Origin of the sequence: Phycicoccus duodecadis, from assembly GCF_002846495.1 — a bacterium.
Taxonomy (GTDB): domain Bacteria; phylum Actinomycetota; class Actinomycetes; order Actinomycetales; family Dermatophilaceae; genus Phycicoccus; species Phycicoccus duodecadis.
Genome location: NZ_PJNE01000001.1, coordinates 1,105,025 through 1,124,998 on the forward strand (window position 1 = coordinate 1,105,025; position 19,974 = coordinate 1,124,998).

The window sequence follows — 19,974 nt, forward strand, 5'->3', positions numbered from 1 at the left end:
TCTCAGTTGCAGGTGTTGGGCTCGGGCGGTTCGATCCGCATGTACGTGATCGGGCCGGTCATGGTCACACCCCAGGAGGTGATCTGGTAGAGCGCGTGGTTGTGCGAGATGATGTAGTACTCACCGCACTGGTTGAGCGACTCCACTCCCGGCGGTAGGGCTTCCTTGTTCCCCAGGTAGGGGCTGCCGCTGTAGAACGTGCCGACCACCTGGTTCGCGAGGTCCGGCACCGTGGTGGGCACCGGGTTCTCCTTCGAGTAGTGCTCGGCGTCGAACCAGCGGAAGAGCACGTCCCAGGTCTGGCCGGGCCCGATGTTGATGGCGAACTTCTCCATCGAGAGGTCCTGACCGGCGTCGGTCTTCATCGGGCGCCCGTCCCGGCCCACGACGAGCCCGTTGTTCCCGTGCGGGTGGAACGGGTAGTCCTCGCTGCCGACGCTCAGGTAGCGCGCCATCCCGGACTCCGGGTGGTAGCCCGGCTTGGTCGGGTCCGGCTGGTACGGCTTCACCGTGGCCAGTGAGCCGTAGGGCTGGTTGGGCAGCCACGACGCACCGTTGTCGGCGATGCTGTCGGGGTAGCCCCGGCCGTTGATCAGCCAGTAGCGCGGCTTGTAGGTGGTGAGGTTGAACGGCTTGTTCCGCTCGACCGCCTGGTGCTGGTAGGGGTCGATCTCCGAGAGCAGGACCATGAACTCCTCGGACGGGTTGAACCTGCTGTCCGCCGAGTCGTAGGCGTAGTCGTCGCCGAGGGTCGGGCGCACGACCAGCGCCCCGAAGAGGCCCATCCGGACCTGCTTCTCCGGGTCGGTGCCCGACTCGTAGAGGAAGGTCCCCGCGTGGTGGGCGGTGAAGCTGTAGGTCACGGTGCCGCTCTGGGCCGCGGCCGGCTGCGCCAGGCTCGACATCATCCCGGTGCCGTCGGTCTGCGGCTGGGAGGGGACACCGTCGGCGAGCACGCCCTCCTGGCCGGGGAAGACGATCGAGGACGCCTCCGGCAGGGTGTTGTGCAGGATGACGGTCACCTGGTCGCCCTCGTGCACGCACAGGACGGGCCCGGGGTGCTGGAAGGCGTCGAAGCCGTTCGAGTACCCCCACATGAACATCGTGTTGCCGTCGGGCAGGTCGATGTACCCGGTCCGGGTCGTCAGGTCGAAGACCGGCTGGTGGTCGGCGGCCGAGGGGCCACCCGTGGTGCAGACGATCCCGTTGCGGGGCGTCGGCGCGGCCGTCGCCGCACTGGGCACGGTCGCCACCGCAGCGCCGGCCGCGACGAGGGCGGTGGTGGCGAGCGCGAGCCCGCGGCGCAGGGCGCGCCGCGCGGAGCTGGGCGAGGTCATGGTCAGATCCCCCCGTCGTTCGGGAACTGCTGGGCCCGGACGCCCCCGGGCGGGTGGACGCGGATCTCGGTGGCCTGGCCACCGAAGCCGCCGGCCGCACGGTTGTTGGACCGGGCGAAGGAGCGGTTGTAGAGCATGTAGGTGTTGAAGCCCTTCGGGTCCGTGACGTACGCCGGGGCGGTGAACACCACGTCGTAGCTCTCGCCCGGGCCGATGTTGAGGGTCTCGGTCTCGTAGGAGGTGTCGGTGCCGTCGCGTCCCCGCATCGGGGTGGCGTCCCGGCCGACCACGCGCATCCGCAGCCCCGTGGTGGTCATCGCCGACTCCTTGAACCCGAGGTTCGCGAAGCGCAGCGCCACCCGCTCCCCCTCGTTGCAGCTGACGAGCGAGGAGTGCGGCTGGTACTTCAGGTCCGGCCGGCCGGCCGGCGCGATGAGGTCACCGGAGTCGTCGAAGGCCGTGCCGGACACCTGGCCGAACGGGTTCACGCCGGGCCCGTTGGGGACGAGGGTGTCGGGGTAGACGCGCCCGTTCATCAGGGCGAAGTCGGCGCGGTAGTCGCTCCACTCCGGCAGCTGGATGTGCGCGTCGGCCCAGTGGGCCTCGGCCCAGACCTCGGAGAGGAAGAGCGAGAACTCCCGGTCGTAGCCCGTCGACCCGTCGCCGTCGTTGTAGAGGAACTGGGTGAAGGTGCGGCCGTCGTGGGTCTTGGCCTGCCCGTTCTGGAGCGGGCGGACGAACACCAGGCCGGTCATCCCCATGTGCACGTGCTCCACGTCCTCGACGTGGCAGTGGTACATGTACGTCCCGGGGTCCCGCGGGCGGTAGACGTAGGTGAACTCGCTGCCGGCCCGCACCGACACCGAGCCCGAGGGCTCGCCGTCGAAGAACGGGATGACGTTGCGGAAGCCGTGCCAGTGGAGGGTGTGCGCGTCGAAGAGGTCGGGCCGCAGCGCCAGCCCCAGGTTGGTCAGCTGGACCCGGAAGTCCTTCTTGGTGTTCTCGTCGTACTGGTCGACCCAGAACAGCGGGGCGTTGTGCTGCGCCTTGTTCTTCTGGTTGAGCCGCTGGGTCGTGCTCATCCCGGTGACGTTGCGGAAGCCGAAGATGTAGGTCGACAGCCCGGCCGGAGCCAGGACGTCGGGGTGGTAGGGCGCGATGGCCGGGGTCTTCGGGAGGGACATCCACCCGTCGGTGCCGGCCAGGTAGAGGTCGGCGGGGGCGCCGGCGGCCTCGGCGACCTGCTCCGGCCGCAGGACCGGGCCGGCCCAGGCGAAGGCGCCGGTCACGAGGGCTGCGCTCCCGGCGAGGCCGAGGGCCCGCCGTCGGCTGAGGTGGGACCCGGTGGGCGGGGTGCCCACGGGGCCCGGGACGACCTGCTCGTCCCTTCGCTGCGTGCTGCTCATCTGCTCTCCCCTGTCTGGAGCTGAAGATGTGGGTGGTGGTGTGGGCCGCGGTCCGGCCCGGGCGTCACGGCTTGACCGATCCGTTCGGGAGCGAGAAGTCGTCGATCTGGAGCTCGCTGGACGTCAGCCCGTGGGAGGTCCCGTTGAACCAGGTGCTCCAGGTGTCGGTCGTCCCGTCGTAGAGGACGATGTCCTCGTCCTCCACCGGGCCGATGCCCGGGAGGGTGGTGTTCGCGGCGAACGAGAAGTAGATGTGCTGGGCATCCACCACCTGCGCACCGTCGACGACCGCGCGTCGCGGCACACCCTTGGCCCGCGCGTCGAACACCCGCGTGAAGCGGCCGTCCCGGAACAGGTAGACGTCGGCCGAGCTGGGCACCCCGCGCACACCCGGGGGGTTCCAGGCCCCGGTGGTCGAGAAGTAGAGCCGCTCGCCACCGAGGAACGTGATGGCCCGCACGTCGAGCGCCGGGCTGGTCATCCGGTAGCGCGAGCCGTCGAAGATCATGTTCCAGCGGGTGCCGTTCCAGTAGACGACGTCCTCGTCGCTGACCTTCATGGCCGGGCGTCCGGGCGTCTTCAGCACGGTGTCGCTGCTGAAGGAGGCGTAGAAGCGGTCCGGCGCGGCCTGCGAGAAGCCGTCCATGTTGACCCGCGCCGGCACGCCGTACTTGGCGGAGGTGATGTCCACGGTGCGCGCGTAGCCGGTGCCGTTCCAGGCGTAGACGTCGGCGTCGTCGCCGGTGCCCGTGACCCCGGGGGGGTTGGCGTTCCCCGCGGTCGAGAACACGAACGGCGGCGTGGTCACCGGCGGGGGCGGGGGCTGCACCGGCTGCACGACCTCGTCGGCGCCCGCGTCGTACGCAGCACCCGACGGACGGGCGTCACCGTCGATGTCGACCGGCTGGGCGACGATGTCGCCACGGCTGGCGGCTCCGAGGTCGCAGGCCGGTGAGGCCGGGCAGCCCTGGAGGTGGTAGTCGCCCATGAGGTCCGGCGGCGCCTCCACCGCGACCAGGGTCGCGTCGACGAACGCCGGGTTCTGGCGCCAGGTCGCGAAGGCGACCGAGACGGTCCAGGGCTCGACGACCTGCGGGTCCGTGGTGCTGTTGGACGCGTCCACCGCGTAGTCGTGGCGGGCCGCATCCTGCTGGATCACCGAGTTCACCGGCGTCAGCACCCCGGTGCCGTCGGCCACGCCGACGTCCCAGTAGTCGATGGCGCTGGTGTCTCCCGCGAGGCCGATGCCCGTCACCGTGGTCCCGGCCCGCGTCCCGGCCCGGTTGTTCCACAGCACGTTGTTGAAGAGCGTCGGGGTGCTGAAGGTGGGGGCCGAGGCCGGCAGCGTCGACTGCAGCTGGACGCTGTTCTCGGAGGTCGAGACCCCGGCCGGCGCCGGCAGCCCGTTCGAGGTCACGGCCGTGGCCGTCGTGAGGTTGTCCATGATCGTGTTGTCGTAGATCCGGACGTCGGGAGCGTCGTTGATGGCGATGCCCGCACCCTCGTGGGTCGAGATGTTGCTGGCGATGACGTTGTCGTGCACGTTCATCGGGAAGTCGCCGGCCATGAGGAACCGGATGCCGCCACCGTCGTCGTTGGAGAGGTTGCCCTGGATCCGGTTGGCGTAGATGTCGACCGGCCCGGTTCCCGGCGAGAAGTCACCGGGGACACCCGGCAGCTCGCCGGCCATCATGATCCCGGCACCCTCGTCGTTGGAGTTGTTCAGCGTGATCCGGTTGTCGTGGATCGTGCCGTCGGGGCTGAGTCCGTAGACACTCAGACCGGCTCCGTACTCGAGCGAGAAGTTGCCGCAGATGTCGTTCCCGGCGACCTCGTAGCCGTCGGCCCCGGCGAAGATCCCGATGGCTCCCGCCAGGTTGGTGCCGGCGTTCTGCACGATCCGGTTGGAGGCGATCCGCACCCCCTCGTTGTGCTGGCTGGTGTCCGGCGCGGGGATGTCGGGCGTCCCGATCCGGATGGTGCCGTAGGCGCCGCCGTTGTTCTCGACGACGTTGTTGGTGATCTGCAGCCGGCGGGCGTAGGCGTTGGCGAAGACCGCGCCGCCCTGGGTGGAGATGTTCGGCGGGAGGCCGGTGGGCAGCCCGGTGATGCTGTCGATGTTGCCCGGGAAGCCCTGCTGGTCACCGCCTCGCAGGTCGAAGCCGTCGATCGCCGGCAGGTACGTGGCAGCCGGGTCGAAGCGCCGGGCCCGGCCGGCCGCGGTGCTGCGGCTGTCGGAGGCGAAGACCGAGACGACCGCCCCGTCGTTGACCGTCTGGTTGCCGTCCCAGGTCAGGGCGGCGACCTTGGTGATCCAGTCGCTGGCCTGGGCGGAGTCGCCGCTGAAGCCGATGCCGTCCAGGACCGTGCCCTGCACGTAGGGGCTGTTGGTGTCGGGCCCCTGGAAGCCTCCGGCCCCGACCCCCTGCAGCTTGACGGGCGTCGACATCACGAGGTTCTCGTAGTACGCGCCACGGGGGTTGGTCGTGGTGGCGGCGTTCGGGTAGACGACGACCAGCTGGGTGTTCCCGTCGGCCCCGGCCGGCTGGCCCGCCGCGCGCTCGTTGGCGTCGGCGTCGTCCAGGGCGTTCTGGATGGCGTGGCTGACCCCGCCCGTCCCGGTGCGGCTCGCGGCGTCGGTCGGGTCGTAGGCGGCGACGCTGACACCGGGGCCCACCTCGTAGACGGTGGGCGAGTAGCCGGTGCCGAGGACGTGGTAGGTGATCCCGTTGACCGTCGAGAGCCCGTTGGCCGCCGTCACGGACAGCTGGTAGGCGCCGGCCTTGACCTGGTCCGCCAGGTCACCGGCGGCCGGGACGGTCGCGACGATCTGGGTGTCGGTCCACGACGTCGTGGCGAGGCTGGTGGTGCCCAGGAGGACCTTGCCGGTGCCCTGGGTGGCCCCGAAGCCGAGGCCCGTGATCGTGACGGTCCGCGCGGTGTCGGTAGCGGCCACGAAGGGCTTGGAGACCCGGAACAGCTGGGGCGCAGCCTGGTTGACCATGCACTTGACCGTGATGGGGCTGGTGCCGGGTCGGCCGATGCTGACGCCGACCTGGGTCGGTGCGAGGTCGGTGGGGATGGTGACGCCGGGCATCGCCTCGAACTCGGTGGCGATGGTGCGGAACCGGGGGTCGTAGTTGGCGTTGAGCCGGTTCGGCGCGCCGGGGTCGTTGCCGACGAACCGGTAGAGGTTCGTGCACACACCGGAGGGTGTCGGGCAGCTGATGTGGTCGGTCGACGGCATCAGCACGTCGTAGTAGCCGTTGAAGTCGGACTCGACGGTGTCGACGAGACGGTTGGTGAAGTCGTAGATCCCGACCGGGGCGTAGGGCACCCCGGCCTTGTCGCCGAACAGCACGGTCTGGTTGTTCGTCGAGAAGTTGAGGTCGTCGACGATCAGGCCACGCAGGCGGGACGGGATCGGCACGTCGGTGAAGATGTTGAACATCGGCACGATGGACTTGCCGTTGTTCAGCGTGACGAGCTTGTTGTCGCACTTCGGCTTGGCCATGCCCTCGTAGGGCGAGCCGTCGATGCTCTGGAACGTGGGGTTGTCGACGGACACCGACGCCGGGACGGTCACACCGGTGGGCACGGACGTGCCGTCCCCGGTGACGGCGCCGTAGCCGTCGGTGCCGATGCCCAGGACGTCGACGGTGTGCAGCGCACCGACGCAGGCCGGCGGCGGGACCTGCGGGACGACCGTGTCACCGCGGGCGATGTTGATGTCCTCCTCGGCGGTCACCGAGTACATCGGCTTGCCGCCGGCGTCCTTCGGGATGTCGACCTGGACGATGTAGTCGGCAGCGGGCAGGGCCGTGAAGGTCCCCCCGGTGCAGACGGGGGCCGCCGGGTCGGTGGCGTCGAGGGTGCCGTCGAAGCAGCCGTCCCCGAAGCCGTAGTTGCCGTCGACGGCCGCGCCGAAGTTGGCGTCCGGGGTGCCCTGGTCGGTGGCGTAGGTCCCGATCTGCACCCCGTTCACGAGGGCCGAGAGGCACTCGCCGGTCGTGGCCTGGTCCGGCGCGAGGACGTCCTCGCCCTGGCCCGGGCCGTGGGTGATCGGCGTGCCGTCGGCGTCGCGGGCGGTGCATCCGGTGGGCCGGTTCCAGGACTCCGAGACGTAGGTGTTGAGGAGGGCGCCGTGCTTGTAGGAGCCGTCGGTGTTGACGACGTAGCTCCCGGACAGGTCGCACGGGGCGCTGCCGTCGGCCGGGCAGTCGACCGGCGCGTAGAGCTTCACGGGGATGTTGGGCACCCCGGGCTGCCAGTCCTCGGACGCGGCGTACTGGGGGTCGAGCTCGTTACGGGTGGTGTCGTACGAGACGGACCCGACGATGCCGCCGTTGCGGGGACCGCCCTTGGTACCGGTGGCGTCGTACTTCTGCACACCCCAGTCGACGGTGCCCCCGAGGCCGATGACGTTCAGCGTGCCGACGTCGACCCCGGCGCCGAGCACGGTGGTCGGGGTCGGCTGGTTGTCGGCCTGGTAGGTGACGCCGGTGGTGTAGAAGTTGTCGGAGTAGGCCTCCATGATCATCCACTCGGCCAGCGGGTAGGCGCTGTCGAACGCGTAGGCACCGGTGATGTCGGTGGTGACCGCGTTCATCCCGCGGTCCATGAGCGAGTTGTCCTTCTTGCGCAGTGTGAGCGGGAAGCCGGAGACCCCGCTCTCCCCGGTGTCGCGCTTGCCGTTCTTGTTGGTGTCGAGGAAGACGTGGCCCGTCAGCTCGGTCCACCAGCCGTTGATCGGCAGCTGCTTGAGGTCGACCGCCTCACCGTTCGCGACGGTCACGTTCACCAGCTGCAGGATGTAGTTCTGCGGCTCGTCCCACCAGGTCAGCTGGTAGTTGCCGTCCGGCACGTGCGGGATCGTGAAGGTGCCGTCCGCGGCCCCGCGCCCGACCCAGGCGGCCTGGTCGCCGTTGTTGAGGTCGACCAGGGAGAGGACCGGGTTCACGATGGGCTTGTCGAGCTTGCTGCCCGTCATCCCGTTGTAGCCGTTGAAGCTGCCGCCCACCGGCGGGTAGTACTGCTTGGCGGCCACCACGACGCCGGTGATCGAGCCGGCGGCGGTGGAGGTGGCGAAGTCGTTGCGCGGCTCGACGAAGCCGAACTGCGGTGTGGGGACGGGCTCGCCGCCCACGGTGGCCTCGGTGTCGTAGCCCGTGGCGCCTTCCATCAGCCAGGTGTCCCAGTCGTGGTTGCCCTCGAGGGTGGTGGTCTGGATGAAGTCGGTGTTGTCGGGGGCGGTGACGGTCGTGGTGTAGCGGTTGGTGCCCAGGTGCGGCATCACCAGCATCCCGTCGGCGTCGCTGAAGCACTTGCCGCCGATGGTCGCGACGATCGGGAGGCCCTCGGCGTCGCGCGAGTCGACACCCCCCACGGGCTCCCAGGGGATCTCGTAGGTGGTGGGGTCCTCGTTGACGTAGCGCGTGCAGAGCGGGTTGCCGTAGACGTCGGTCGTGACCTCACCGAGGGTGTCGTTGATGTGGCCCTGGAAGCCCGCCAGCCCCTGCTCGCCGTTGTCGATGGCGCCGTTGGTCGACGCCTCGTCGCGGTAGACCTGGGCCCGCAGGGTCGAGTCCGGGAGGGGGTCCGGCTGGACGCCGACCGTGACCAGTCCCATGCCCCCCACGGCGGAGCTGGCCTCCATCGGCACCGAGAAGTGCTCGCCGTCGATCTTGTAGTCGTCGGCGAGCACGGTGATGAGGTACTTGCCCTCCGGCAGGGTCAGACCCTTGGCGCCGTCGGCGAAGTCGGCCTCGGTCCCCTGGCGCACGATCGGGGCGGCACCGGGGTGCTCCTGGATCGAGGCCCACGGGCACTCGGTGAGGTAGTTGACGTCGTCGGCGTTGCAGCCCGATCCCGGCTGGGGCCCGCCGGCGGGGCTGGAGCCGCCGCTGTTGTCCACGTTGATCATGTAGCGGTACGTGGTGACCGCATCCCCCTTGCTCACCGCCCCACCGGGGTGGTGGGCCTCCGTGCGGGCCGACTCCACCTTCACGGTGATCTTGCTCGTCGTGGCCGCCTGCGCCGGAGCTGCGGCGACCACCGGGATCGCGACCGCACCTCCGATGCTGAGCGCCGCCGCGAGGGCACCGCCGACGGCCCGGCGCGCTCGTGCGCCCCACCATCGGGGTCGCCCGACCGCGCTTCGCACGCTGCGCGTGGAGCCCGTCGAAGGAGTTCCGGATACAACCGAGCCGTGTCCCTGCATGGCGACTCATCACCTTTGTGGTCTGGGCGCCCCCCTGCGGGCGCTCGCCGCTGACCATTAGGACCCTCCACGCGCGTCGGGGCGACAGGTTGGGCCCGAATGTCACCAAGGTGTTCGGCCCCTGTCAGGCGGCCGTCAGGTCGCTGTCATGGAGCTGTCATGTCCGGCCCCGTCCGCCTGCCCGGAAACTTGACGAACGGCAATAATTGCACTAGGACAATAGTGCGAGATCCCGACCCCCTGGAAGGACCAGCCGTGCCGCCCGTCGTCGCCGCCACCCCGCGGGATCCAGCCGCACGGACACCGATGCGCCCCGCTCGGGGCCGGAGGGGTCGAGCGGGCCGCGTCGGCACGGCCCTGGCGGCCCTCGTGGCGCTCCTGCTCTCGGGGTGCTCGATGTGGGCCCCCGTCCAGACCAGCCGGCCGTACGTCCCCGCCGACGGGCTCGCCCTCTCCACCCCCTCCGTCGAGTTCGAGAACCTCGTGGTGGTCGTCGACGACGTGCACCAGGTGGGGGTGCTCGTGGGGCAGGCCGTCAGCTCGGTGACCCACCCGGTCGACGTGACCGTGTCGGTGGACGGCGGGGAGGTCTCCGAGCCGGTCACCATCCCGCCCGACACCGGCGACGGCATCACGAGCCGGCGTATCCCGCTGAGGCTGGGCCCGGTTCCCGCACCACCGGGGGCCCTCGTCCACCTCGAGGTCGTCATCGAGCCTGGGGGGCGCCACGTCGTCGACGTTCCGGTGCTCCCACCCGGGAGCGGTCTCGGGTACTACGGCGGGATCACCTCCTGACCGGCAGGACCACCCCCACGACCACCCCCGGCACCCCGCCTGGTGCGAGACGAGAGAAGGACCGACCATGACCGCCGATCGCATCGCCGACGTGTGGGGCACCCGCACACCCATGGGGCCTGGCGCCCCGTGGCCCCAGCGCGTCGACCAGCACCTGGTCGACGGGCTGACCGACCAGGACGTCGACCGGTGGGTGCAGTCCGCCTGCGTGCTGTGCAGCAACGGCTGCGGGCTCGACATCGCCGTCCGCGACGACCGGATGGTGGGGGTGCGGGGCCGCGCCGACGACCGCGTCAGCCACGGCCGCCTCGGGCCCAAGGGCCTGTTCGGCTGGCAGGGCCAGAGCCGCGACCGGCTGCTCCGGCCGATGGTGCGACGCCACGGGAAGCTCGAGGAGACCACGTGGGAGGACGCGATGGGCGTGGTCGTGTCCCGCTCGCGCGAGCTGCTCGAGAGCAGAGGCCCGCTCTCGCACGCCTTCTACACCAGTGGGCAGCTGATGATCGAGGAGTACTACACCCTCGCCGTCATCGGGAAGGCCGGGCTCGGGACCCCGCACATGGACGGGAACACGCGGCTCTGCACCGCGACCGCGGCGGCCGCCCTCAAGGAGACCTTCGGGACCGACGGCCAGCCCGGCAGCTACACCGACCTCGACCACGCCGACGCGGTCTTCCACTACGGCCACAACGTCGCCGAGACCCAGACGGTCCTCTGGGCCCGGATGCTCGACCGCCTCGAGGGCAGCGACCCGCCCCGGCACGTCTGCGTCGACCCCCGGCGCACCGCGGTGGCGCAGCGCTCCGACGTCCACCTCGCGGTGCGTCCCGGCACCAACCTGGCCCTCATGAACGGCCTGCTGCGCGAGGTCATCCACCGCGGGTGGGTCGACGAGGAGTACGTCGCCGCCCACACCCGGGGCTTCGACGAGCTCGTCGCGACCGTCGAGCCGTACACGCCGTCCCACGTGGCCGACATCTGCCGGGTGTCGGCGCGCGACCTCGAGGCCGCGGCCGAGATCTTCGGCACCTCCGAGCGGATCGTCTCCACCGTGCTGCAGGGCTTCTACCAGTCCCACCAGGCCACGGCCGCGTCGTGCCAGGTCAACAACCTGCACCTGCTGCGCGGCATGCTGGGCCGCCCCGGGGCGGGCATCCTGCAGATGAACGGGCAGCCGACCGCGCAGAACAACCGCGAGACCGGGGTCGACGGCGACCTGTCGGGTTTCCGCAACTGGGAGAACGAGTCCCATGTGCGTGAGCTCGCGGAGCTCTGGGACGTCGACCCGATGAAGATCCCGCACTGGGCCCCGCCGACGCATGCGATGCAGATCATGCGGTACGTGGAGCAGGGCTCGATCGGGCTGCTGTGGGTCGCGGGCACCAACCCGGCGGTCTCGCTGCCCGACCTGGAGCGGGTGCGCCGCATCCTGTCCTCGGACTCGGTCCTGGTCGTCGTCAACGAGTCCTTCCCGAACGAGACCACCGAGCTGGCCGACGTCGTCCTGCCGGCGGCGCTGTGGGGCGAGAAGACCGGCACCTTCACCAACGTCGACCGCACCGTGCACCTCTCCGAGCAGGCGGTCCGGCCGCCCGGGGAGGCGCGCAGCGACCTCGACATCTGGGTCGACTACGCCCGGCGGATGGACCTGCGCGACCGCAGCGGGCGCCCCATCCCTCGCTGGGAGACCCCCGAGGACGCGTTCGACGGCTGGCGGGACTGCTCGCGCGGGCGCCCGTGCGACTACTCCGGGATGTCGTACGAGCTGCTCCGGGGGAGCCCCGGCATCCAGTGGCCGTGCACCGAGGACGCGCCGACGGGGACGGAGCGCATCTACACCGACCACGTGTTCAACACCCAGGACGACTACTGCGAGACGTACGGACACGACCTCCTGACCGGCGCCAGCACGACCCCCGAGCAGCACCGGGCCGCCCGCTTCGACGGCCGCGCGCGGCTCAAGGCCGCCGAGTGGACCCCCGCCCCGGACGCTCCCGACGAGGACTACCCCCTCCGTCTCGGCACCGGGCGCACGGTCTACCACTTCCACACCCGGACCAAGACCGGCCGTGCGCCGGAGCTGGACGCCGCGGCGCCCGAGGCCTGGGTCGAGATCTCGCCGGAGGACGCCGAGCCCCTGGGCGTCGCCGAGGGTGACATCGTGCGGGTGGAGTCGCGTCGCGGGGCCATCGAGGTCCCCGCCCGGATCGCCGGCGTCCGCCCGGGAGCCGTCTTCGTCCCGTTCCACTACGGCGACGTCGACAAGGGCGACCGGCCGAGCCGCGCCGCCAACGAGCTGACCATGTCGGTGTGGGACCCCGTCTCGAAGCAGCCTGCCTTCAAGGGCGGCGCGGTGCGGGTCACCCGTGTCCGCGCCGGCGACGGTCCTGCTCCCGCCCCGCCCACCACGCCCTCCCCGGAAGGGGCCTGACGATGCATCTCACCACCTACCTCGGCCTCGCCGACACCGGCGAGCAGACCCTCGCCGACTCCTTCCGCCAGGTCTCGAGCGGTCACGGGGACGAGCCCGACGTCCGCGAGCTGACCGAGCGCTTCGCCGACCAGTGCGACGAGCACCGGCGGCTCCTCGCGCCGCTCACCGAGCGCTACGGGGAGCACGCCGAGGAGGAGCCGGAGCGGCTGCACGCCGAGGGCCTGCCCGGCACCCGCAGCGGCGGCGTCGGCCTGCTCCGCGACCTGCACGACCTCTACCTGCTCGCCAGCTACCTCGACATCGCCTGGACCATGGTCGGGCAGGCCGCGCGGGCCGTGCGCGACCAGGAGCTCGTCGACGTCGTCTCCACCTGTGAGCAGGACGTCCAGGGCCAGCTGGCGTGGCTGAGGACCCGGATGAAGGCGGCGGCGCCCCAGGCCCTCGTCGTGGGGTGAGCCCGCCCGGTCCCGGGGCCCGGAACGGCCCGAGGCGGCCAGGACGCGCCGGCGGCTGAGAACGACATCCGCGCCTCGGGGCCGAAGGTGCGCCCGCGCGCGCCGGATGCGGACAGGATGGGCCCATGGCCCCGGACGATCCCTCTTCCCCGGCGGTCGGCTCCGACGCCGAGCGGACCGTCCTCGCCGTGCTCAACGGCATCCCGGGGCTGGTCGGGCACTGGGACACGAACCTGCGCAACCTGCACGCCAACGCCGCGTACGTCGAGTACTTCGGGTCGACGCCGGCCGAGATCCGCGGGATCCACCTGCGTGACCTCCTCGGAGAGGCGGTGTACGAGGCCAACCTCCCGTACGCCCGGGAAGCCCTCGCCGGCCGCGAGGTGATGTTCGACCGCGAGCTCGTCGACGTCCACGGCCAGGTCCGCCACACCCAGGCCTCCTACATCCCCGACATCCGCGACGGCGAGGTCACCGGCTTCTTCGTGCTGGTCACCGACGTCACCGCGCGCGTCGCGGCCGAGCGTGCCCTCCGCGAGACCATCGACACCTGGCGGGCCCTCGCCCGCAGTGTGCCGGGCGGGTTCGTGCTGGTCTTCGACCGCGACCTGCGCTACACCGTGGCCGACGGGCCCGCGCTCGCGCGGTTCGGCCTCGACCGCGAGTCGATGGAGGGCCGGACCGTGTTCGAGGTGCTGAGCCCCGAGCGCGCCGCCGAGCTCGCCCCGCGCTACCGGGCCGCGCTGGCCGGGCGGACGACCACCTGGGAGCGCGTGCTGGGCGCGCGCACCCTCGAGCTCACGGCCGGCCCGGTGGTCTCCGACGGCGAGGTGACCGCCGGCATCGTGGTCTCGCACGACGTCACCGACGCGCGGATCGACGAGCGCACCTGGTCGGCGCTGCACCGGGTCGCCACCGACGTCGCCCAACAGCGCACCCCGGAGGAGGTGGCGTGGACGATCGCGTCCGCGCTGGTCGAGGTGTTCGGGGTGAACACCGCGGCCGTGGTCCGTTACGTCGACGGCGCCAGTGCCGACGTCCTCGCCATGGCGCCCGAGCACCTGCCCACCGTGCCCGAGCGCGTCGTGTTCGCCGTGGGCGACCGGTCGACGACGGCCCAGATCTACGAGACCGGGAGGCCGGTGGTCGCACCGTACGACACGGGCGGGGGGAGCATCGCCGGGCAGGCCCGGGCCGGCGGGCTGCGTTCCAGCGCTGGGGCGCCCATCCGCCACCGCGGCGAGCTGTGGGGCGCCGTCGTGCTGGCCTCGTCCGACGAGGGCGGGCTCGACCCCGAGGTGCTCGAGCCCCTGACGCGGTTCGCCGAGCTGGTGGAGCTCGCGATCAGCAGCACGGAGGCCTGGGAGACCCTGGCTCGCCAGGCCCGCGTCGACGAGCTGACCGGCCTGCCGAACCGCCGGGTGCTCCGGGCCCAGCTCGCCACGGAGGTCGAGCGGTCGCACCGGCACGGGCGCCCCCTGTGCCTGGCGGCCCTCGACCTCGACCACTTCAAGAGCGTGAACGACCGCTTCGGGCACGCTGCCGGCGACCAGGTGCTGCGCGAGCTGGGTCGGCGGCTGGGCGCCGCGTCCCGCGAGGGTGAGGTGCTCGCCCGGGTCGGCGGCGAGGAGTTCGCGTGGCTGATGCCCGAGACCGGGCCGGACGAGGCCCGCGAGGCGGCCGAGCGGCTGCGGCGCGAGGTGTCGGACCGGCCGTTCGCGGGCGTCGGGCGGCTCACCCTGTCGATCGGCGTGGCCGCGCTGCGGGCCGACACCGACCCCGCCACCCTCACCCGGGAGGCCGACCGGGCGCTGTACGAGGCCAAGCACGCCGGCCGCGACCGCGTCGTCCTGGCCTGACGCGAGCACCCGGCGGAACCGGGGTCAGGGCACCGGTTCCTCCCGGTGCCGGCCCGGCCGGCGGAAGACCGGAGCGACGAGGGGTGCCTCCGTGGCCTCCCCGCTACGCTGCTGGAGCGCAGACGTCACTGTTCGAGGTGCCGCGCACCCGGCCGAGAGGATGCGGAGACCGCCGTGACCGTTGGGCCCCCTCCCGTGCATCGGCAGCAGTACCGAGGCTCGCACATCGCGACCCGGCTGGTCGGGCCGACGACCATCGCGGCCCTCGCCGTGGCCTTCGCGGTGGTGTGGGTGGTGGCCCGTCCGACGGATCCGCCGGCGGGATCGTTCGTCGGGCAGCTCCTGGGCGCCGAGGGCGTCCTGCTGCTCTCGGTCGGGCTGGTCCTGATCAGCACGCTCGGTGCGGTCGAGCAGTTCTTCGACGGCGTCGACAAGGCGGCCGTGTGGCACCGCCGCGTGGCCATCGTGGGCACGGTGCTGATCGGCATCCACATTGCGACGACCGGCAACCCCAACCCCTCCCAGCTGGGCCCGACGCTGGGGACGGTCGGCATGATCGGCCTGGCGACGCTGGTGGTCTGGGCGATCGCGCCGCGGTGGCGCTCGATCGTGCCGCGCCGACTGCGCGAGCCGGTCACGATGCTGATGGAGACCCGGGCGGCCGCGCAGGTCCACGGGTGGGTGGGCAGCTACGGGCTGTGGCGCGGTTTCCACCGCCTCACCGGGCTGTTCCTCGCCCTCGGCTTCGCCCACGCCCTGCTCGACGCCTCCCTGTTCGGCTCGCAGGTCCTGCGCTGGACCTTCATGGTCACCGGCGGGGTGGGCCTGGCGTTCTACGTCTACCGCGAGCTGTTCGCGCGCCGTTTCGCGCGCACCCACGACTACCAGGTGGCGTCCGTCGCCCCCATCACCGCGTCATCGGTGGAGATCTGGCTCCGCCCGCTCGGCCGGCGCTTCGAGTTCACGCCGGGGCAGTTCGCCCTGGTCAACCTCGAGGCCCGGGACGGCTGGCACAAGCACCCCTTCACGATTGCCAGCGGCCCGGCCGAGGACAACGTCCGGATCACGGTCGGCGCCCTGGGTGACTTCACCACGAACATCGCCGACCTGGTGGAGCCCGGCATGCCGGCCGTCATCAGCAGCCCGAAGGGCCATTTCGACTACGGCCGCGGCACCGAGCACCAGGTCTGGGTCGCCGGAGGCATCGGCGTCTCCCCCATGCTGAGCTGGCTCCGGTCCGCTCGGCCCGGCCGGCTGCCGCACCGGGTCGACTTCTTCTACACCTCCCGCGGGAACCCGCCGCTGGCCGAGGAGGTCACCCACCTCGCGGGCCACCACGAGGAGCTGCACCTGCACCTGGTCGACACCGAGGTCTCACCCCGCCTGACGGTCGACCAGATCATGGCGACCGTCGACGGCCGCCCGTCCGAGCTGTCGGCGTTCCTCTGCGGTCCTGAGTCGATGGTCGACGCGCTGCAGAAGGACCTGGGCAGGCAGGGCGTGAAGGCCGCCAACATCCACCGGGAGTACTACAACCTGCGCTGACCGGACGGGACCTGCGCAGACGTGCCGACTCACACGTTGAAGCGGAACGATCACGCGGGGTGCCGGTGGTCGTTGGTCATGGTTAGTCGATGCCGGTGAATGCGGTCTGACCTGCGGAAACGCGTTCGTGGGAGGGTTGGACGTCGTCGGCGATCGTCGGTCTCGGCCGAACTTCTTGCGGACTGTTTGCGGACCGCTGGCCGGTAGGAGACCCCGAGGTCATTCGTCGCGGACTCACCGACATGACGTCAGGCTAGTGCGAGCCCCGACCTAGACCTTCGATCTTCGCGGATCTTGCGGACAAGTCGCGGATGCTCTGCCAGACAGCTGCGCGGGGCACGTCGATTTTGAGTGCTCGGATGTATTCGTCGAGACGTTGCGGGCGATCTTGGAGGTAGGTGACTGCTTTGTTGAGGCTCTCGCCAACCGTCTTGCCGTATGCATCGACCGCCTTGCGCGCGCCGGCCTTCAGGGCGACCGTGTCGGGCTTCATCATGGCCAGGTCGATGAGGTCGCGGCAAAACGTCGAGGTGTCTGCCCAGCGGTCGTCATTGGCAAGCAGCTTGGTTGCGACCTGGTCTGTTCGCGTCAGGACCCGCAAGCCACAGATCTCATCGCCCAGGGAGGGAGGGTCGAGGTCGATACGGCCTTCATGGATGATCTCGAACTTGATCGCAATCCCCGCAACGAGCACCGACGTCCGGATCCCGTAACCGTCGACAACAGGTGTTCGACCTAGCTCAAGTTGGCGTGTAGCCAGCGCCTCGAGCCCATGATCCCTGACGATCTGGCGCAGCTGTCGGTACGACTGCTGGTCGGAGACCAGGAAGTCGATGTCGACCGATTCGCGGAACTCACCGTTGGCGAGGACGATCGCGGTGCCGCCTCCGAACCAGCAGTTGTGCTCGGCCAGGAGAGGTGCGTCGAGCATCGACAGCACCTCGGCCACCCGTTGGTGGTGTAGCCGCCTAAACAAGGAGCTCCCCGTTGCTGTAGGTGTCCGCGAGGTGCTGGATGAACGCCTTCTCGCGATCGGTGAGCGCTTCCTGGTTGAGGTGTCGCCAACCGCGTTCGTAGAGGTTGAGTGCCTCTGTCTCGGTGATGGTGACGCCGGCATCGGTCTGCCATGCCAGCGTGCGAAGGCCGGGGTAGTCGCCGACCGTGATCGTCGTCGGTTCAGTTGTTGGAGCGTCGAGGATCGGGACGACGAGGTGAAGTCCGAGCGCGGCTGCAACGTTGATGTAGGCGCCGATCGTGACGGAGGGGTTGCCTGCCTCGATCCTGTGCATGGTGACACGCGAAACGCCAGCAGCTTCGGCACAGGCGACTACCGTGACACCGAGGGCCTTTCGGCGTTCACGCAGGCGGGCGCCTAGGCGTTGGAGCTCTGCCTGTTGCTGGGGGCTCGTGTACGGGCTGGGGGCTGGCATGTTTCTCATTTTAGTCATTCGACCCGTTGAGTCAATAATGAGAAACACTTGAATGCCACCCCGAGGGGCCATCGACGTCACGGCTACGTCTCCGCACTCCCCCGGAGCTGCTTGGCCCTGACCTGCGCAGATGCGCAGAATCAGACGTTGAAGCGGAACTCCACCACGTCGCCGTCCTGCATGACGTACTCCTTGCCCTCGATGCGGGCCTTGCCGGCAGCCTTGGCCGCGGCCATCGAGCCGAGCTCGTCGAGGTCGGAGAAGGAGACGATCTCGGCCTTGATGAAGCCGCGCTGGAAGTCGGTGTGGATGACCCCGGCCGCCTGCGGGGCGGTCCAGCCCTGGTGGATGGTCCAGGCGCGCGACTCCTTGGGCCCGGCCGTCAGGTAGGTCTGCAGCCCGAGGGTGCGGAAGCCGATGCGGGCGAGCTGGTCGAGCCCGGACTCCTCGGCGCCGAAGGACTGGAGCATCTCGAGGGCGTCCTCGGGCGACATCTCCATCAGGTCCATCTCGAGCTTGGCGTTGAGGAACACCGCCTCGGCCGGGGCCACGAGCTCGCCGAGGCGCGCGTGGAGCTCGGCGTCGGCCAGCTGGTCCTCGTCGAGGTTGAACACGAAGATGAAGGGCTTGGTCGTGAGCAGCCCGAGCCCCGACGCGAGCCCGAGGTCGACGCCGGCAGCCGCCCCCGCGGCGTACAGGGTGCGCCCGTCCTCGAGGACCTTCTGGGCGGCGAGCGCATTCTCGAGGAGGGGCTTGCTCTCCTTCTTGATGCGCGCCTCCTTCTCGAGCCGCGCGACGGCCTTCTCGAGGGTCTGGAGGTCGGCCAGGATCAGCTCGGTGTGGATGGTCTCGATGTCGGAGCCGGGCGACACCTTGCCGTCGACGTGCACCACGTCGCCGTCCTCGAAGGCCCGCACGACCTGGCAGATGGCGTCGGCCTCACGGATGTTCGCGAGGAACTTGTTGCCCAGCCCCTCCCCCTCGGACGCACCGCGCACGATGCCGGCGATGTCGACGAAGGAGACGGTGGCGGGGAGGATCTTCTCGGACGAGAAGATCTCGGCCAGGCGCCCCAGCCGCTCGTCCGGCAGCGGGACGACGCCCACGTTGGGGTCGATCGTCGCGAACGGGTAGTTCGCGGCCAGGACGTTGTTCTTCGTCAGCGCGTTGAACATCGTCGACTTGCCGACGTTCGGGAGACCGACGATTCCGATGGTGAGTGCCACGAGGTCAGGAGTCTACCGGCGCGAGGATGCGCGGCCGAACCGGCTCAGCCGCCCGGGAGCTCGCTGTTCTCGAGGTAGAGGGTGCCGCCCGCCGGGGCCCGGGCGACGACCTCGAGCATCCGCGCGGTGTAGGGGGCGACGTGCTCGGCCGCCGCCTCGGGGCGCACCCAGTGCGCGCCGGCGATCTCCCGGGGCAGGAACAGCGAGGGGTCGAGCTCGCCCGCGAACACCCCGAGGTCGAACAGGAACAGGTGCGCGTCGTCCCAGCCGCGCCACGGCGGCAGCCAGTTGACGGCCACCAGCGGGCCGACCGGCAGCCGCAGGCCGAGCTCCTCCTCGATCTCGCGCGTGACCGTGAGGGCGGGCGGCTCGCCGGGGTCGACCACACCGCCGGGCAGGTCCCACTCGGCCTTGTACGACAGCTCGCACAGCAGCACCTCACCCGCGGGGTTGCGCAGGAGGCCCTGGGCGATGTTGCGCTTCTTGGGCAGCCGGGCGTTGAGGATGCCGATCCGCCGCCGGCGCTCCTGCTCGGTCTCCTCGCGTCGCGCCATGCCAGCGAGGCTACCCGGCGGCACCGACCACGATGCCGCCCCGGCGTGCGTGGGGACGCCCGGCCGCGAAGGTCGCACCGGGCGAGCCCGCCGACCGGTGCCCGCCGGCCCGGTCAGGCCGCGAGCGCCTTCTCGACGGCGCCGGCCAGCTTCTCGGGCTTGGTGCTCGAGCCGAAGCGCTTGATGACCCGGCCGTCGCGGCCGACGAGGAACTTGGTGAAGTTCCACTTGATCTTCTCGCTGCCCAGGGCGCCCTTGGCCTCCTTGCGGAGCCACCGGAAGAGCGGGTCGGCGCCGTCGCCGTTGACCTCGACCTTGTCGAACATCGGGAAGGTGACGCCGTGGTTGACGCGGCAGAACTCACCGATCTCCTCGGCGGTGCCCGGCTCCTGGCCGCCGAACTGGTTGCAGGGGAAGCCCAGGACGACCAGCCCCTGGTCCTGGTACTCCTGCCAGAGCTTCTCGAGGCCGTCGTACTGCGGGGTGAAGCCGCACTGCGAGGCCGTGTTGACGACGAGCACGACCTGCCCGGCGTAGGCGTCGAGGTTCTGCGGGGCCCCCGACAGGGTCGTGGCGGAGAAGTCCTGGAGCACGGGCACGATGGCGTCCTTCCGGTGGGCGTCGCGCAGGGGCGGCGACGCGGTCACCCGTGGTTCGGACCGGGCGTGTCCCCCGGATTGCCGGGGGTTGTCGGTGGAGGCTGTCACCCTCGG

Annotated in this window: 13 protein-coding genes; 5 read left to right on the forward strand and 8 right to left on the reverse strand. The window is 70.7% G+C overall.

Annotated features, from left to right (window positions below):
- Positions 1-2: 2 nt before the first annotated feature.
- The 3 genes from ATL31_RS05070 to ATL31_RS05080 all read right to left on the reverse strand — a co-directional run bounded on the left by ATL31_RS05070 (position 3) and on the right by ATL31_RS05080 (position 8,798).
- On the reverse strand, positions 3-1,337 hold the full coding sequence (locus ATL31_RS05070) for a multicopper oxidase domain-containing protein (protein WP_101394820.1): 1,335 nt from the start codon (positions 1,335-1,337) through the stop codon (positions 3-5).
- A 2-nt stretch (positions 1,338-1,339) separates the two neighbouring features.
- Positions 1,340-2,743, reverse strand: a complete 1,404-nt coding sequence (locus ATL31_RS05075; protein WP_101394821.1) for a multicopper oxidase domain-containing protein — start codon at positions 2,741-2,743, stop codon at positions 1,340-1,342.
- A gap of 64 nt (positions 2,744-2,807) precedes the next feature.
- Positions 2,808-8,798, reverse strand: coding sequence for an SdrD B-like domain-containing protein (locus ATL31_RS05080; protein ID WP_158239786.1), 5,991 nt, complete (start codon positions 8,796-8,798; stop codon positions 2,808-2,810).
- A gap of 471 nt (positions 8,799-9,269) precedes the next feature.
- On the opposite strand from ATL31_RS05080, the gene ATL31_RS05085 reads away from it, so the two are divergent.
- The 5 genes from ATL31_RS05085 to ATL31_RS05105 all read left to right on the forward strand — a co-directional run bounded on the left by ATL31_RS05085 (position 9,270) and on the right by ATL31_RS05105 (position 16,051).
- The gene (locus tag ATL31_RS05085) at positions 9,270-9,758 is read left to right on the forward strand and encodes a hypothetical protein (RefSeq protein WP_143598327.1); all 489 of its coding nucleotides are present in this window, start codon (positions 9,270-9,272) and stop codon (positions 9,756-9,758) included.
- Positions 9,759-9,825: 67 nt separating this feature from the next.
- Positions 9,826-12,189, forward strand: a complete 2,364-nt coding sequence (locus tag ATL31_RS05090) for a molybdopterin oxidoreductase family protein (RefSeq protein ID WP_101394824.1) — start codon at positions 9,826-9,828, stop codon at positions 12,187-12,189.
- 2 nt (positions 12,190-12,191) lie between these two features.
- Positions 12,192-12,647, forward strand: coding sequence for a hypothetical protein (locus ATL31_RS05095; RefSeq protein ID WP_101394825.1), 456 nt, complete (start codon positions 12,192-12,194; stop codon positions 12,645-12,647).
- A 125-nt stretch (positions 12,648-12,772) separates the two neighbouring features.
- Positions 12,773-14,506 carry a sensor domain-containing diguanylate cyclase gene (locus tag ATL31_RS05100; RefSeq protein WP_101394826.1) on the forward strand — a complete coding sequence of 578 codons (1,734 nt, stop codon included), beginning with the start codon at positions 12,773-12,775 and terminating at the stop codon, positions 14,504-14,506.
- Positions 14,507-14,680: 174 nt separating this feature from the next.
- A complete protein-coding gene (locus tag ATL31_RS05105) occupies positions 14,681-16,051 on the forward strand; it encodes a ferredoxin reductase family protein (RefSeq protein WP_245861949.1) in 1,371 nt (456 codons plus the stop codon).
- 253 nt (positions 16,052-16,304) lie between these two features.
- Here ATL31_RS05105 and ATL31_RS05110 read toward each other — a convergent pair whose 3' ends face one another.
- The 5 genes from ATL31_RS05110 to ATL31_RS05130 all read right to left on the reverse strand — a co-directional run bounded on the left by ATL31_RS05110 (position 16,305) and on the right by ATL31_RS05130 (position 19,860).
- Positions 16,305-17,000: a nucleotidyl transferase AbiEii/AbiGii toxin family protein gene (locus ATL31_RS05110; protein WP_211283966.1), complete on the reverse strand. Its 696-nt coding sequence runs from the start codon at positions 16,998-17,000 to the stop codon at positions 16,305-16,307.
- A 19-nt stretch (positions 17,001-17,019) separates the two neighbouring features.
- Positions 17,020-17,481 (reverse strand): helix-turn-helix domain-containing protein, encoded by a 462-nt coding sequence (locus tag ATL31_RS05115; protein ID WP_158239787.1) that lies wholly within the window; start codon positions 17,479-17,481, stop codon positions 17,020-17,022.
- A gap of 140 nt (positions 17,482-17,621) precedes the next feature.
- Positions 17,622-18,707, reverse strand: coding sequence for a redox-regulated ATPase YchF (gene ychF, locus ATL31_RS05120; protein WP_101394830.1), 1,086 nt, complete (start codon positions 18,705-18,707; stop codon positions 17,622-17,624).
- 44 nt (positions 18,708-18,751) lie between these two features.
- Positions 18,752-19,261, reverse strand: coding sequence for an NUDIX domain-containing protein (locus tag ATL31_RS05125; protein ID WP_101394831.1), 510 nt, complete (start codon positions 19,259-19,261; stop codon positions 18,752-18,754).
- 113 nt (positions 19,262-19,374) lie between these two features.
- Positions 19,375-19,860 carry a glutathione peroxidase gene (locus ATL31_RS05130; RefSeq protein ID WP_101397272.1) on the reverse strand — a complete coding sequence of 162 codons (486 nt, stop codon included), beginning with the start codon at positions 19,858-19,860 and terminating at the stop codon, positions 19,375-19,377.
- Between the last annotated feature and the right edge of the window lie 114 nt (positions 19,861-19,974).

Coding starts and splice junctions, on each gene's coding strand:
- ATL31_RS05070 (WP_101394820.1), bottom strand. CDS start 1,337: ATGACCTCGCCCAGCTCCGCGCGGCGCGCCCTGCGCCGCGGGCTCGCG.
- ATL31_RS05075 (WP_101394821.1), bottom strand. CDS start 2,743: ATGAGCAGCACGCAGCGAAGGGACGAGCAGGTCGTCCCGGGCCCCGTG.
- ATL31_RS05085 (WP_143598327.1), top strand. CDS start 9,270: ATGCGCCCCGCTCGGGGCCGGAGGGGTCGAGCGGGCCGCGTCGGCACG.
- ATL31_RS05090 (WP_101394824.1), top strand. CDS start 9,826: ATGACCGCCGATCGCATCGCCGACGTGTGGGGCACCCGCACACCCATG.
- ATL31_RS05095 (WP_101394825.1), top strand. CDS start 12,192: ATGCATCTCACCACCTACCTCGGCCTCGCCGACACCGGCGAGCAGACC.
- ATL31_RS05100 (WP_101394826.1), top strand. CDS start 12,773: ATGGCCCCGGACGATCCCTCTTCCCCGGCGGTCGGCTCCGACGCCGAG.
- ATL31_RS05115 (WP_158239787.1), bottom strand. CDS start 17,481: ATGCCAGCCCCCAGCCCGTACACGAGCCCCCAGCAACAGGCAGAGCTC.
- ATL31_RS05125 (WP_101394831.1), bottom strand. CDS start 19,261: ATGGCGCGACGCGAGGAGACCGAGCAGGAGCGCCGGCGGCGGATCGGC.